We start from the raw sequence: 13,911 nt of genomic DNA, 5'->3' as shown, positions 1-13,911 counted from the left end.
GGGAAACCTTGGCCAACATATCGCGCCGAGAACGCGAGGCCATTCAGCTTTTGGCTGGCGGCGCGACGCCTACTGAAGCGGCCGCGGAGATGGCGGTCCACCCATCCACGGTGAATGCTTTTTTGAGAAACGCGTCGGCAAAGCTCCACGCGGTCACGCGGCCGGGACTGGTTCACAAAGCGTACCGGCTGGGAGTAATCACCCCAAGTGAGCCTGCGGACCGCTTGCCAATCGAACACATTCTCCGAGGCATGGCGACCGGTCACGATTTCCCTTGGATTGCCGCGAACTCCGGGGTCCGGGTGGATACGATGCGGGATGATGTGAGTGCTCTCATGAGGTTGATGGGAGCCAAGACCCATGAACACCTCATCCGGCGGGGCTGGGAACTCGACTTGCTAGGGCCAGCGCAGGACGCAAAATCCCGGACGGGGAATTGATTCGTTTTCAAATCCTGAGACCTCTCGCACCAGGAAGCGGCGCTCCTGCGCCCCCTCAAATGGGGAGAGCGGCAGCCGGTCTTGCGCCGCCATATTGCACCGCACATCTCGCTTACCCCGAGCCGAAGGGACCTTATGGACGCCAGCACCATCACGGTAGCTGTTTGGAACATCGAGGCAGACGGCGGCCGCATGGGTGAACGCCGTGACCTCGCCCTGGACATCCTGTCCGAACATGAGCCGGACATCGTGTTCCAGCAGGAGGCGAAGCACAGCAGGGAGAGGGGCCAACGGCGCAAGAACAGCGCGGCGAAGCGGCTCGGGCTCCGCGGTTTTCTGTCAGAGCCCAACCCGGGCATCGACGCAGACATCGCCACCGCCGTGTACCTGCGCCCCGAACTCTTCCACGTCCTCCAGGAGCCACCGCGCGTGAAACCGTGGTGGCTGCACCCCTGCCACGTACAGGTGCAACTGGACGACTGCCCCGTGCCGCTGAACCTGGTGTCCGCACACCTGTGCTTCTTCTCCGCCAACCAGCGGCTCACCGAAGCCGGGTGGCTGACCACCCTCGCCCAGCCCGGGATGGTCACGCTCATTGGCATGGACGGCAACAGCTACCCGAGAGCTCCTGAGCCGGTGACATTGCCGGACTGGGACAAGGTCACCGATCGCGCACACATGGTGCACCGCACCTATGTGGACGCCGACGGCCACCGGCGCAGCGACACCCGACCGGACGGAACCCTCATCGACGCCGGGTACGTCGATCTCGCCCGGCACGCCGCTGACCATCTCGGCGTGGACAGCAAGATAGCGCTCGCCCCTACCGCGGGGTTCGAAAAAGCGCACCAAGGCGGTCCGCAGCGCATTGACCGCGGCTACGCGGCTGGTGGTGCGGCTGGTGCTCTCGACCATGTTGAGGTGATCGACACCGATGACACCCGTGCTGCCACCGACCATGCCCTGGTCCTGTACCGCTTCAACCGTGCTCGCCTGGTCCGCATACTGACCCAAGCCGCATCGTGCACACGGTAATCAGGTGGCCCGTCGGCATCACCGCAGCGGGCGGGTGCCCTATCGGGCAGCCGTTACGACGGCCATACGCGACGCTGGTTGTGAGAGCAGCTTCACGCGGGCGCAGCGATGCCGTGAGCGTCGATGATCGCGGGGAGGGCACGGACCCGGTCATGCAGTTCGTCGACACCGGTTGCGCGCGTCGGAGCGAGGACGGCGTCGAGCTGTGTGAGGCGGCTCCTGGAAGTGGAGCGGAGCCGCGCCGCAGGCACGCGGGACAGGACGTCCAGAGCGCGTTGCGCGGCGTCGGTCGGTTGGGTGGGGGCTTCGGCCTGGGCCAGAAGCAAGGCGGCGGCGGCCCAGCCGGGGGTGGCCGTGGTGCAGGCGTTCATGGACGTCTCGGCAGTAGCGACCGCCTTATCGGTCCGGCCCAGGGCGCGATCGGCATCGGCTTCGTGCAGCCGGTGCTCCGCGATGTCGTAGCCGAACCTGCCTGGCGCCCAGCCCGCTGCGTCGGTCTCCAGTTCACGCGTGGCGGTCGCCAGCGCAGCGTCAGCTTCCGCTTGACGGTTCAGTGCGGCCAGGGACGGGAGCAGTGCCCAGGCGTGGAGTTGCGCGCGAGGCAGCCCGGAGGGGGCGCAGGCCAAGCCGCGTTCAGCATGGGTCAGGGCGAGGGTATGCTGGCTGGTCGCGCGGGCGACCATCGCCTGAGCGCCCCAAGCCCATGCTGTGAGCCGCGCGTCTCCGCTGCGGTCGCCGTAGGTCGTGGCCGTAGCGAGATGTGCCCGTGCTCCGGCGTGGTCACCGAGGTGGTAGGCGAGGTTGCCCAGAAGGGCGGAGAGCCAGCCGACGCCTCGGCGCAGTTCGGTCTCGATTCGCTCCGGTGTCGGCGCGGTGCTGGTGAGGGCTTGCATCAGCAAGCCCCGGGCCGCGTGCACCTCGGTGAAGAGCACGTGGGGCGGGTGCTTGCTGTAGCCGAGTGCGTAGTGCTCGATCGTAGCCTCGGACAGGTCCACGACCGCCGTACTGCCCGACGGGTCGGCGAGCAGCGCGAGATGCAGAGATTCCCGGACGGCCGGCAGACCGGCGGAGGTCGTCATGGTCACCATGCTTTCCCGTGCGGGAAGGACGCACGCTTGGGGCCCGGGAGCACTGTATCGACTGACCTGGGCCCACTGAGATTGTTCGTGGTCAGCGGCGCGGTCGAGCCCGAGCTGCTCCGGCCGGGCCCGGTAGACCGTGCACAGCGCCTCGACGTACTCCGGGCCGGGGCGCTCATAGGATCGGTGTTCCCACCGGCAGAGCATCGACTCCGACATGCCCGGCGGCAACAATCCACGCGACCGGTACAGGGCGCCCACTCGTTCGATGGTGCGGGACCGAGGCCAGCCGAGCGCGAAGCGCCATGCCTCCAGCGACTGCACTTCGGGCAGCTCGGCGCGGATCTCGCCGGCCGTCCGTTCGACTCCGCTGCCGCTGTGCATGCACCGTTCTCTGATCTCGGCGGCGGTCTTCTTGATAGCGGCGCGACGCGATCGACTGACCGTGATCATTACGCACCCTCCGCAATGAAGCTGACTGGTCGTCAGGGTAGCGGAGCTTCTGCGCCGCGGGAGTGCGCTTTGTCCCGACGGTGCCGACATTGCGAGTTGCCCGCAATGTGCGCAATCAGATCCGGCAATGACTTGGTGACCACCCGCCAGCACGATAAGCGAGCGCGCGCCACGCGAATCCAGCACGGCGTCCATGATCACGACATGTGTGTACTCGGCCGATGGCCAAGTGGCATATATCGCTGGCCCGTTACTCCCAGTAGAGGCTGCTGCGTTCACCACGGCTTTTCGACCGTCCCTCATCCGATGGGAGCGACTTCAGTGACCGCCACACCTCAGAACCTTGAAGGGATGCCCGTGAGCAAGACGCGGCACACCGACCAGCGGGTGTCTATCCCCTTGGCCCGTGGAGACCGGGCCACCGCCGACCTTCTCGCGGAGGCCGGCTTCGACGTCCGTACCGATCTCGGCCAGCACTTCCTGCGATCGCAGGATGCGGCGTACCGGCTCTTGGACTGCGCCGACCTGGCGGATGAGGACCAGGTCCTGGAGGTCGGCGCGGGACTGGGGACGCTGTCCGGCACGGTGGCTGAGAGCGGACGTCGGATCTGGGCGGTGGAGAAGGACCGACGGCTGGGGTCCATCCTCCAGGACGTGCTGCGCAGGTTCGGCCCGCGGGCACGCGTCAGCATCTCGGACGTGCGCGAGGTTGACCTTGACGACGGGCTCGTTGCGGGCGCTGTGCTCCTGGCGATCATGCCGTTCGACTGGGAGCTGTCGGTGGTGCTCACCCGGTACGTTTTCGCCTCCACGCCGAAGGTGGAACGGGGACTCGTGGTCGTGCCGAGCCGGACGCTGGAGCAGTACCAGGAGGCCAGCGAGGAAGCGAGCGGGCTGAGGCTGCGCGAGGTCGACGGGATATCCCGCTCCGAGTTCTGGCCGAAGGCGCCCGAGGCGCTGCGCGTCGTGTCCATCGAGAGGCGCCGGTGAACACCCCGCTGATCGTCACGACCGACTTCCACTCCAGCGTACCCGAGGGGCGGGCCCTGCTGGCTACCCTGCGCAAGCTCCGCCAGGCCGGCGGTGCGGTCACGGTGGATGCCGGAGATTTCTTCGGCGGGACCGCCTTCCACGCGTTCTCCCGCGGGAGGGTGGAAGAGCGACTCCTGGCGGACCTGTACGACGCGCTCGTGCCGGGTAACCACGACTTCGCCGACCTCATGCGGCTGCGGAACCCCGAGCGGTTCCCGCCGGTGGTGTGCGCGAACCTGCGACCTCCGCGGGGGTTCGCGGGCCGCTGGAAGAGCAGGCTGCTGCTCCCGGGCTCCGTGCCGAGAGTGGGCATCGTCGGGTACCTGGGTCGGCAGGCGTACGAAGCCGTCCCCATCCCGGAGCGTGCCGGATTCGAGTTCGTGGACCCGACTGCAGACCTGATCGCCGCCGAGCGGGATCGATTGCTGTCTGCCGGGGCCGACCTTGTGATCGGCGTGAGCCACAGCGGCTTCGCCCTCGACGTCGCCGAGCAGGACAACGATTGGCCGCTGCCCCTAGTCGTCTCCGGGCACTGCCACACCCCCTCGTACCACTGGGCATCCGCAGGCCGGCACGTCATCAAAGCTCCGGAGATAGGCAAGGGGCTCCTCCGCCTCAACCTCGACCCCCAAGCCGGCCGCCACCAGTTCACCGTCGAAGCTCTGCCCTCCAGCCGTCCGGCGGCTCCGGATGGACTGGAAGAAGAAATGGCCCGGTACGCGGCCTGGGGTGCCGAGCTGATCGGCGCTCTGCCCGCGCCTGTCCCGGACCGAAGCGACGTGGCGCACCTGCTGGCCCAGCGGGCTCAGGCCGCCACCGGCGCGGACGCCTTCCTCATGAGCCTGTGGGCATTGCGCGAAGGGCTCCCGCAGACCGTCACCCGCCGGGCCCTCATGAACTGCGCCCCCTTCGACTCCAACCTCGTCCTCCTGAACGGTGAGTACCGCGTGGAAGGGGTCCTGGAACAGGCACGCCGGATCGGTGAAGAACCGGTCATGTGCCGTCCGGCCGCCGGGGCGGGCCCGGTGCCCTCGCTGGTGACCACAAGCTATCTCGCCGACCGACTTGGCCTCCCCGCTCGGCCGGTCTTCCCGTCGCGCACTCTGCGCGACATCCTCACCGATCTCGTTACGGAGACCTGATGAGTAACGTGCTCACCTTGGAAAGCTGCGACTTGGTGCGCGGCCCCACCGCGCCACGCGAGTTCGCGGTCCGCCTGACCGGCGATGGCGCCGGAGCCACGGTGGTCTCGTTCCCCCGAGACACGGACCACCACCACAACCTGGAACTGGCTCTCGGACTGCTGTCCGTGCTGGGCCCGATCCTGAGCGTGTACCCGAATGACGGCTGCTGGAGCGACTTGGCGGTACGCACCGACGTCAATCCCGCGCGCACACACGGCGTCGGCGAGAACCGGCTCCACGTCGACTTGGTTGACCGCGAGCTGAGCCCCCGCTACATCGCCCTGTACTGCGTCCGCAACGACCCGCTGAACGGGGGCGCGTCGGCCCTCTCCGATCTATGGGCCGCAGCGGACGACCTGACGATTGCTGACCGGGACCTGCTCAGCAGGCCCGACTACTCCTACTGGGCCGACAAGGACGTGCACGGAGTCGGCGAAAGCCTGCCTCACTTCCCCGTCTTGCCCAAGCGGATCGACAACGGCACACCGATCCGATTCACCAGCAAAATGCAGCCCCACCTGCGGCAAGGCCAGCTTGTGAATGCCGAACAGGACACCGTGCCGTACATCGCCCAGGCGTTCGACCGACTCGTGACCGCCGCCTACAAGCACCGCACCACCGTCCGGCTGGCCCCTGGGCAGCTGCTCGTCTTCGACCAGTGGCGCTACGCGCACGGCCGGATGCCGCTGGGCCCCGGTCAAGAAACGCTTCCGGCCAAACAGCGGCGCCTGCTGAAGCAGAGCTACGTGGGCCATGTGGGCACCGGAGGTGTTCGGTGATTCTCACCGGATCTGCCATCGAGCAGGCCGTGAGCTGCGGGGACATCACCATCGACCCGTTCGACCCGGACCTGGTCAACCCCAACAGCTACAACTACCGCCTGGGAGACGTGCTGAAGGTCCCCATCGACGGACCGGCCGATCCCCGCATGGAAACGGCGCTGAAGACCGTCCACATTCCCGTCGGCGGATACGAGCTGCAACCGGGCACCCTCTATCTCGGCGCTACGGTCGAGCGGATCGGCAGCGCCCGCTACGTGACGAGCCTCATCGGACGGTCCTCCCTCGGGCGCCTCGGCACTTTCCTCCAGATCTCCGCCGACCTCGCCCAGCTCGGAGCGCTCCACCAGTGGACGCTGGAGATCGTCGTCGTCCAGCCTCTCACCATCTACGCCGGAATGCGCGTAGGGCAGGTCTCTTTCTGGGAGCGGGCCGGCGCGCCGATGCCCTACGTCGGCCACTACGGCCGACTCGACGACCCGTCGCCCTGCTCCCCCAGCGCCCTGGCCGGCGCCCCGGTGCAAGAGGGGAGCGCGGCGTGATCCTCACCGGGCCGGAGATCCACAGGCGCGTCAAGGCCGGGGAAATCGAGATCGAGCCGTTCGACCCCGCCCTCCTGAGCCCCAACAGCTACGACTTCCACCTCGGCCGCTCGATCGGCTGGTACACCGAGCACCGCCTCGACTGCGCGCGCCCGAACCCCTTCGAATCCCACCCGATTCCGTCCGAGGGCATGCTCCTAACCCCCGATCGGATCTACCTCGCCGCCACCGAAGAGCGCATCGGCAGCGACCACTTCGTGCCGATCATCCGTGCCCGCTCCTCCGTGGCCCGGCTAGGTTTGTTCGTCCACGTCACCGCCGATCTGATCGATATCGGCTCCCACAATCGCCTGACGCTGCAACTGCACGCGGTGCAGCCGGTGAAGATCTACCCGGGCCTACGGATTGGGCAGGTCACGTTCTGGGCGGTCCAAGGCGACATCGTCCTGTACGACGGCAAGTACCAGGGCGCCGAGCAGGCGATGCCCTCCCAGATCCATCGCGACTTCGAGGGGCGGTAGCCCAGTGCCTCCCACGAAGACACCGAACACCGCAGAGCATGTCGTTGCGGTGGTGGCGCATCCTGACGATGCCGAACTGCTCGCCTACGGCACCCTGCGGCGCTACCGCCAGCTCGGCGCCGACGTCACCGTGCTGATGGCGACCCACGGGGCCAACGGTGTCTCCCTCACCGACGCGGCCCGCGGCGTCCGCCTCTCCGAAGAGGAACGTGTGCACGAAGTGCGCCTGGCCTGGGACGACACGGGCGTCGAGGTCGTCTGCCTCGGCCTCGCCGATGGTGCGCTTCACCCTGACCGACGCCTGATCTCGGCCGTCGAGGACGAACTGGCGCGCCGCGGCTGCACAACCGTGATCACTCACAGCCCGCGCGCCGACAACGACCATCAGGACCACCTCGCCCTCGGTGCGGCTACCGCCAACGCCGCCACCCGAGTGCCGTCCTGCCACACCGTGCTGTACGGCGAACCGCACGCTCCTCGCAGCGGGTTCACCCCGACCATCCTGGTCGACATCACGGACTTCCTCGACGACAAGGTCAAGGCCCTGGCCCGCCACGAGACGCAAGGAGGCCGCTGGTACCTGGGCGAGCCCTACACCCGTCAACGGGCGGCAGCGGCCGGTTGGCGGCTGCGGCCCGCTGATGCCGCGGCGGGCCGCAGCTTCGAGGCGTTCGAGGCTCCCTTGCTCACCCTGCTGCACCACGTTCCGGCGCTGGAGTGCCCGTGATCTACATCGAACAGCCACCGTTCCTGCCATGGCTGGGCTTCTGCGAGGCGCTGATCGCCTGCACCAGCATCGCCTTGTACGACGACGTGCAGTTCGTTGAGCGCGGCTGGCAGAACCGCAATCGGATCAAGACCGCCAACGGCATCAGTTGGATCACCGTGCCGGTGGCCAGGAACACCAGCCAACTCATCCGGGACACACGGATCGCGGATGGTTTCGACGCGACGACCATGGTCAAGACGATCCGCCTGGCGTATGGGCGCAGCCCGTACGCCGACGAAGCCCTCCAGGTCATCGAGCCGCCCCTTTCGGCGGGCCACCAGTGGCTGGCCGACCTCAACGTGGCCCTCATCACGGAAATCGCGACAGCCCTCGGCTCCCGCGCATCCCTCCTGCTTACCTCCTGCATGTCCGCGACGGGCTCCTATGACAAGACCGAACGGCTGGCCCGCATCTGCGCAGCTGCCGATGAGCGGGACCTGTGGGCGGGGTCGGGCACGCGGAAGTACCTCGACACCACAGCGCTCGCCAGGAACGGGATCACCGTCACCTGGAATGAGTACGCCAGTCGCCATCCCCGCTACGCCCAGCCGTGGGTGAAGCAGGGCTTCGCCCCGGCCCTGTCGGTCATCGACGCGGCCTGCTCCATCGGCTGGGCCGGTGTCTCGGCCATGCTCCGAGCCGGTCTCAACGACTACCGCACCACCGCACCCACGGGAGACGCACAATGACCCGCCCGCGCCTCATCACCGGGATCGACCTGCCCCTCCAGCCGTCATGCGGCTCCACCATCTGGGCGAGCGACGTGTACCACCAGCTCGCCCCCGACTTTCACACCACGTTCCTGGCGCTGCCCGGCGGCGAGGTGTGGCAGCACGGTTTCGAGGAAACCGTCTCCCTCCGCGCGACGAAACAGCCGTACGGCCCGTACTTCGCCCAGTACGCCGATGCGCTGACCGAGGAGGTCGAGCGGCTACTGCGCGACCGGCGTCCCGACCTCATCCACGCCCAGCACCTCGGCTTCGGGCTCGCGCTCGCCTTCGCCCGCGCTGCGGACCAAACGCCCATCATCGCCATCGCACACGGCACCGACATCATTGCCGCCACCGAAAACGGTCAGGCCCGAGATGCGCTGATCGAAATCGTCGCTGCCAGCACGGCCGTCGCGGTACCCAACACCGCGATGGCCGACCAGGTCAATGCCTTCACCCGCGGGAGATACAGCGGCCGATTAGTCACCGTGCCTTGGGGCGTCCCCTTACCGAAGTGCCCCACCGCCCTGCCCACGGACGAGCGTCGGCTGCTGCTGGTGCACGCAGGGCGCCTCGACTCGAACAAGTCCACGATCACCGCGATCGAGGCGCTGAGGCTCACCACCGACGAACATCACCTCACGATCATCGGCAGCGGCAGCGAACTACGCTGCCTCACCACCCGAGTCGCCGCCCTCGGCCTGAGCCACCGGGTCCGGTTCGAGCCGTTCCTGCCCCGTAAGGCCCTGTGGCAGCGCTTCGCCAACTTCGATGCGTTCCTGCTCACCACCAAGCAACTGGAGGCGTTCGGTCTGGTCGCCGTCGAGGCCCAGGCGCACGGCCTCCCGGTTCTTCACGGCGACCTGCCCGGCCTGCGCCACACGCTCGGCGCCGGCGCCCTGGCGTACCCGCCGGGGGACGCAACCGCCCTGGCCGCGCGCATCGACCAGCTCGCCAACGACTCCGGCCTGCGACGCACCCTCAGCAGCGCCGCGGCGATCAACGCCCGACGCCACGACCTCGCGACCACCACCGCGCACCTGCGCGACCTTTCGAAGACCGCGATGAGGAGGGCCGGTGCCTGACACACCCTTGTACGCCAGTCGACTATGGCCGCCCGTGCGCCGCCGCGCGATCAACACGACCGTGTCGACCCTGGATCTGCTGGAATCCCTCGGCTACATCGCCAAGACCGACGCCATCGGCGTGTTCACCCTGCTGCCGCTGGGACTCCGCGTCCACGACCGACTCGCCGGAATCGCTCGCACAGCATTCGAAGAGCGCGGTGCAAACACCGTCGGATTCCCGGCCCTCCAAAGCCGCTCGCTGTGGGAACAGTCCGGCAGGTGGGCCGCCTACCAGGCCGAAGGCGCGCTGTTGACCGTAACGAGCCGCAGCGGCGAGCAGATGTGCTTGGCCCCGACATCCGAGGAGATCGCGGTCGCCACCGTACGGGAGCACCTGCGCTCCTACCGCGACCTCCCGGTCCGGCTGTTCCTCAGCACCTCCAAGTACCGCGACGAGATCGCTCCGCGCGGTGGACTGATGCGCGGCCGCGAATTCACCATGGCGGACGCCTACACGTTCGATACCGCCCCAGACGGCATGCGCACATCGATCGACTTCCTCAACGACGCCTGCCGCGCAGCCCTCCTCCGCATGGGTCTCACCGGCGTCTTCCAAGCTCAGGCCGATGGCGGCAGCATCTCGGCCGGACCGTCCACCGAGCACCTGGTCCTCGGCGAGACCGGACAGAGCACCATCCTTGTCTGCGACCACTGCGGCCACCGCGGCGACGACGCCGTCCTGAGCGCTCGGCCTACCCCACTGAAGCATCCGATCGTCAACGTCATCACCTTCGCGCTCACCGCCCACGACGGCGCTTCAGCCCCCGCCGCCGTGGCGATCCGCTCCGACCTCCGCGTCAGCCCCCGAAAGCTCGCCGCCGCCACCGGCGCCGCCCGCGTCGAACTCTTGAACTCCGCCGAGCTGCCCGAACACTTCGGGAAAGAAGCCGGCACCCTGACCCCCTGGGACTGCGGCAAAGCGACACTCTTCGACACCTCCGTCGCCCACCTGGAGACCTTCTCCATCTCCGACGGCGCCACCGGACTGCGACACCATGTGACCTGGTCAGGAACGAAGGATCTGCCTGCCCTATCGCCCACCGCCGTCGACCTTCACCGCTCCGCTCAGGGGATGGGATGCGGCCGTTGCGACGACGGGCACTACCGCGAAGCCCGTGCTATCGAACTCGCCCATGTCTTCGAGCTGGGCACCCAGTACACCGCCGCGATGAACTTGTCCTTCACCAACGAGCACGGAACCGCGCGCACCCCCCATGCGGCGTGCTCCGGCATCGGCATCACACGATGCCTCCAGACACTCGCCGACTTGCACCGCGACAAGGACGGGCTGCGCTGGAAACCAGCAACCGCCCCGGCCGCCCTCCACATCATCGTCCTGCGCCCCGATTTGCCCGCCATGCGCGAACGCTCCGAACAGGTCGTCCAACACCTCCGCGACCGCGGGGCGTCCCTGTTCATCGACGACCGGCTCGAACCGGCCGGCGAAAAGTTCCGTTACGCCAACCTCCTCGGCCTCCCGCACGCTCTGGTCCTCTCCCCCCAGCAGAACGAGCACGAGGTCGAACTCATCGACCGGTGGACCTCCCGCGCCCCCCGAACGCATATCAGCCAGATCCCGGACACCTGGAGTCAGCCCTAACACACTCCAAATCACTCGCTGACCTCGTTACGAGTCGCCGTTTAGCTATTATCGACCGGCGCCAGAATTCGCATGCAGAAAAACAAGAAGAAAGAAGCCGAAAGTCGCTCGCCCAGGTGGCAGAAATTTGCCGCCAATATCGAACTTGGCATTGACCGAACCCTCTCACATCTCTAGCCTCGGAAGCAGTAATCGGGTCGTAGCTCAAGGGCAAGAGCACGGCATAAGTGTTGCCGAGGAGCTGGTTCGAGTCCAGCCGACCCGACCAATGTCACATGCGACTAACATTGCTCAGGCGTTCAAAACTTCCAGCGGGGACCTGTCAGCATTCAGTCGTTCCGTTCGAAACATGAAGCCCGTCAATTAATTTCGACAAAGCGATCCAGGTGCGGTGTAGATGAAAATTGGAATTACCGGAGGCGGGAGTGCCGGACACGTTGTCCCGGCCCTCGCCGTGGCAGCCCGACTCCCCGCTCACGGAGCACAAGAACTCGTATTCTTCGGGCGCTCCGGAAGTATCGAGCACGAATACGCCGAAAAGGCCGGCATCCCTTTCAGCGCGGTGCCCTCCGCAGGGCTGAAGCGCTACCGCTCATGGGGCAATCTCCTGATGCCGTTCACCGTTCTGCGCGGCATCGGGGCCGCAGTGGTTGCCATGCGACGCGAGCGCCCTGACGCCTTGTTCTCCAAGGGCAGCTACGTCTCCGTACCCGTCGGGATCGCCGCCTGGCTGTGCCGAGTCCCCATCGTGGTCCACGAGTCCGACCACTCTCTCGGCCTCGCCAACAAGATCGTTGCACGCATGGCCGCCCGAGTCTGCCTATCCGTCGCGGCCCCCGCAGACACCCCGCGATGGATCTCCCGGAAGTCCACTGTGACCGGCCTCCCGCTGCGGCACGACCTCGCTGCCGGCAACCCGGAGCGACTGCGTCGAAAGCTCGGCATTCCCGTCGGTAAGCCGGTCCTGCTGATCTTCTGCGGCAGCAGCGGATCTCAGCGCGTCAACGCCGCCGTGCAGAGCCAACTCGCTCTGCTTCGAGGGCACTTCTCCATCCTGCACGTTCGAGGTAAGGGCAATCTGGACCCAGCCCTCCAGAACGTACCGGGCTACTGGCAGGTGGAATACCTACACGACGAGATGGCCGACGCTCTGTGGCTCGCCGACCTGGTGATCGGACGGGCCGGCGCTACGACGCTTGCCGAGCTGGAAGCGCTCGACAAGCGCGCGGTTCTCGTACCACTGCCCGCGGCGGTCAGCCGTGGCGATCAGCTCGACAACGCCGACGCCTTTGAGCGTCGCCACCCGGAACAGTGCATGGTCGTCCCCGACAGCGAGAGCCTGAAGGGCGGAGGGGAACTGGCGGAAGCCTGCCTGAAGCTGGCCGCCGGCCTTGGCCGCGCTACGCAGGAGCGCCCCGATCCGGAGGCGGTCTACCGGGCCGCCGACCGCATCGCGCAGGAGACCATTGCCGCAGCGCGAATCAGGCGTGCTCGCCGAACGTAGCCTCAGCCGTCGTGGTGACCGTACATCGCCAGGATCTGCTCGTCGGATTCACCGCGGTGATAGACGTGCCAATGCAGGTGCTTCGATTCCTGGTACAGCCCGACGTTCGTGGTCACTGAGGCGGCGCCGTGTTTCTGCTCCACCTGAGCAGCCACCTTGGTGACCACATCCATGACCTCCGCCAGCAGCTCGGGGCCGCCGCCACCGAGGTTGACAAGCGATGGAGTGTGCTCCTTCGGTACCACCACGATGTGCACGGGGTACGACGGCCGAGTGTGGTGGAAGGCCAGTACCCTCTCCGTCTCCATCACGCGGTCAATCTTTACGTTCCCGGGGATCGCCTGGTGGCAGTAGAAGTCCGAGATCGTGGGAGCCAGAGGGGCAGTGGTCACAGTACGTCACTTTCGGTATGTGTCGGTGATGTAGCTGCAAGACTACCGTCAGCTCTCTTTTTCGATTCCGACTTCGGAGTCGCGTCTGATGCCAGGTCCCGTACTGGACGCGACTGAGCACCCAGGCGCCGGGTGTAACAGAACACGATCGTTGACGTTCCGGCAGTGAAGGGGTCGCGCTTTACGCAGCCCCGCAGTGATCCGGAGGAACAGTGACGACCGCGACAGCTCCCCCCTCCCCCGAGACCGACCGCTCTCGCCTGCAGGAGAGCCTGTTCTCCTGGCTCGCCCCCGGGACGGTTCCCAAGCAGATCGTAGCTCCGGCCGAGACACCGCAGCCCGAGCAGAAGACCGCTCCACCGCCGAAGCCACCGACCGCCGAGGAAGAGACACCGGACCTCTCCCACGTCTGGGTCGTCGCAGCCGAAATCGAGGTCACACCGAAGATCGCGAACGTCGCCGACTACCGGGGCAGCTTCAAGACGGCTGAAGGCCAGCGCGTTGACGCGCTCGAGGTGTACTGCCGCGCCTGCCGCCGCCCGTACGACGAGGTGAGGGGGGACGACTGCGTCGCCAAGATCGACAACACGCACTTGATCGGCGGGGATCAGAGCCAGCGGGCCAAACGGAAAGTCCCGGCCCTGCCGCCGAACGCGCGAGTCATCCCCGGCGGCACCATCAACCGGCGCGGAATCGGCGCCTACATGTCCGGGGTGTCCCGCCCTAAGCGGTGAGCACGCGACG

General features: G+C 67.1%; 15 protein-coding genes and 1 tRNA gene. 14 read left to right on the top strand and 2 right to left on the bottom strand.

Going from position 1 to position 13,911, the window contains the following annotated elements:
- Positions 1 to 8: 8 nt before the first annotated feature.
- Positions 9 to 440, top strand: coding sequence for a response regulator transcription factor (locus tag ACFV9T_RS30900; protein WP_385445742.1), 432 nt, complete (start codon positions 9 to 11; stop codon positions 438 to 440).
- Between the two features lie 135 nt (positions 441 to 575).
- Positions 576 to 1,475: an endonuclease/exonuclease/phosphatase family protein gene (locus tag ACFV9T_RS30895; RefSeq protein ID WP_385445741.1), complete on the top strand. Its 900-nt coding sequence runs from the start codon at positions 576 to 578 to the stop codon at positions 1,473 to 1,475.
- A gap of 92 nt (positions 1,476 to 1,567) precedes the next feature.
- Here the strand turns inward: ACFV9T_RS30895 and ACFV9T_RS30890 are convergent, their stop codons facing one another.
- Positions 1,568 to 3,007, bottom strand: a complete 1,440-nt coding sequence (locus ACFV9T_RS30890; protein ID WP_385445740.1) for a Twin-arginine translocation pathway signal — start codon at positions 3,005 to 3,007, stop codon at positions 1,568 to 1,570.
- A gap of 357 nt (positions 3,008 to 3,364) precedes the next feature.
- On the opposite strand from ACFV9T_RS30890, the gene ACFV9T_RS30885 reads away from it, so the two are divergent.
- The 11 genes from ACFV9T_RS30885 (at position 3,365) to ACFV9T_RS30835 (ending at position 12,775) form a co-directional block, all read left to right on the top strand.
- Positions 3,365 to 3,997 carry an rRNA adenine N-6-methyltransferase family protein gene (locus ACFV9T_RS30885; protein ID WP_385445739.1) on the top strand — a complete coding sequence of 211 codons (633 nt, stop codon included), beginning with the start codon at positions 3,365 to 3,367 and terminating at the stop codon, positions 3,995 to 3,997.
- Complete coding sequence (locus tag ACFV9T_RS30880; protein ID WP_385445738.1) at positions 3,994 to 5,181, top strand: metallophosphoesterase; 1,188 nt, start codon at positions 3,994 to 3,996, stop codon at positions 5,179 to 5,181. Before ACFV9T_RS30885 ends, ACFV9T_RS30880 begins: the two co-directional genes overlap by 4 nt.
- Positions 5,181 to 6,002, top strand: a complete 822-nt coding sequence (locus ACFV9T_RS30875) for a TauD/TfdA family dioxygenase (protein ID WP_385445737.1) — start codon at positions 5,181 to 5,183, stop codon at positions 6,000 to 6,002. Before ACFV9T_RS30880 ends, ACFV9T_RS30875 begins: the two co-directional genes overlap by 1 nt.
- Positions 5,999 to 6,544 (top strand): deoxycytidine deaminase, encoded by a 546-nt coding sequence (locus ACFV9T_RS30870; RefSeq protein WP_385445736.1) that lies wholly within the window; start codon positions 5,999 to 6,001, stop codon positions 6,542 to 6,544. The genes ACFV9T_RS30875 and ACFV9T_RS30870 overlap by 4 nt, the downstream gene beginning before the upstream one ends.
- Positions 6,541 to 7,065 carry a dCTP deaminase gene (dcd, locus tag ACFV9T_RS30865; protein ID WP_385445735.1) on the top strand — a complete coding sequence of 175 codons (525 nt, stop codon included), beginning with the start codon at positions 6,541 to 6,543 and terminating at the stop codon, positions 7,063 to 7,065. Before ACFV9T_RS30870 ends, dcd begins: the two co-directional genes overlap by 4 nt.
- A 52-nt stretch (positions 7,066 to 7,117) precedes the next feature.
- On the top strand, positions 7,118 to 7,792 hold the full coding sequence (locus tag ACFV9T_RS30860) for a PIG-L deacetylase family protein (protein ID WP_385445734.1): 675 nt from the start codon (positions 7,118 to 7,120) through the stop codon (positions 7,790 to 7,792).
- On the top strand, positions 7,789 to 8,523 hold the full coding sequence (locus ACFV9T_RS30855) for a WbqC family protein (protein ID WP_385445733.1): 735 nt from the start codon (positions 7,789 to 7,791) through the stop codon (positions 8,521 to 8,523). The genes ACFV9T_RS30860 and ACFV9T_RS30855 overlap by 4 nt, the downstream gene beginning before the upstream one ends.
- Positions 8,520 to 9,629, top strand: coding sequence for a glycosyltransferase family 4 protein (locus tag ACFV9T_RS30850; protein ID WP_385445732.1), 1,110 nt, complete (start codon positions 8,520 to 8,522; stop codon positions 9,627 to 9,629). Before ACFV9T_RS30855 ends, ACFV9T_RS30850 begins: the two co-directional genes overlap by 4 nt.
- On the top strand, positions 9,622 to 11,271 hold the full coding sequence (locus ACFV9T_RS30845; RefSeq protein ID WP_385445731.1) for a proline--tRNA ligase: 1,650 nt from the start codon (positions 9,622 to 9,624) through the stop codon (positions 11,269 to 11,271). The genes ACFV9T_RS30850 and ACFV9T_RS30845 overlap by 8 nt, the downstream gene beginning before the upstream one ends.
- Positions 11,272 to 11,464: 193 nt before the next feature.
- A tRNA-Thr gene (locus tag ACFV9T_RS30840) sits at positions 11,465 to 11,539 on the top strand.
- Positions 11,540 to 11,668: 129 nt separating this feature from the next.
- Positions 11,669 to 12,775 carry a glycosyltransferase gene (locus ACFV9T_RS30835; RefSeq protein WP_385445730.1) on the top strand — a complete coding sequence of 369 codons (1,107 nt, stop codon included), beginning with the start codon at positions 11,669 to 11,671 and terminating at the stop codon, positions 12,773 to 12,775.
- Between the two features lie 2 nt (positions 12,776 to 12,777).
- On the opposite strand, the gene ACFV9T_RS30830 is transcribed toward ACFV9T_RS30835, so the two are convergent.
- Positions 12,778 to 13,083, bottom strand: coding sequence for an HIT family protein (locus ACFV9T_RS30830; RefSeq protein WP_385445774.1), 306 nt, complete (start codon positions 13,081 to 13,083; stop codon positions 12,778 to 12,780).
- Between the two features lie 296 nt (positions 13,084 to 13,379).
- Here ACFV9T_RS30830 and ACFV9T_RS30825 point away from each other — a divergent pair, with 296 nt between their 5' ends.
- Complete coding sequence (locus tag ACFV9T_RS30825) at positions 13,380 to 13,901, top strand: hypothetical protein (RefSeq protein ID WP_385445729.1); 522 nt, start codon at positions 13,380 to 13,382, stop codon at positions 13,899 to 13,901.
- Positions 13,902 to 13,911: the final 10 nt, after the last annotated feature.

Source organism: Streptomyces sp. NPDC059850, assembly GCF_042731515.1.
Taxonomy (GTDB): domain Bacteria; phylum Actinomycetota; class Actinomycetes; order Streptomycetales; family Streptomycetaceae; genus Streptomyces.
This window is presented reverse-complemented; position numbering and strand designations above follow the sequence as displayed.

Bases quoted from the DNA above. Each gene is read 5' to 3' on its own strand.
- ACFV9T_RS30895 (WP_385445741.1), top strand. From the start codon at position 576: ATGGACGCCAGCACCATCACGGTAGCTGTTTGGAACATCGAGGCAGAC.
- ACFV9T_RS30890 (WP_385445740.1), bottom strand. From the start codon at position 3,007: ATGATCACGGTCAGTCGATCGCGTCGCGCCGCTATCAAGAAGACCGCC.
- ACFV9T_RS30875 (WP_385445737.1), top strand. From the start codon at position 5,181: ATGAGTAACGTGCTCACCTTGGAAAGCTGCGACTTGGTGCGCGGCCCC.
- ACFV9T_RS30850 (WP_385445732.1), top strand. From the start codon at position 8,520: ATGACCCGCCCGCGCCTCATCACCGGGATCGACCTGCCCCTCCAGCCG.
- ACFV9T_RS30835 (WP_385445730.1), top strand. From the start codon at position 11,669: ATGAAAATTGGAATTACCGGAGGCGGGAGTGCCGGACACGTTGTCCCG.
- ACFV9T_RS30830 (WP_385445774.1), bottom strand. From the start codon at position 13,083: ATGGAGACGGAGAGGGTACTGGCCTTCCACCACACTCGGCCGTCGTAC.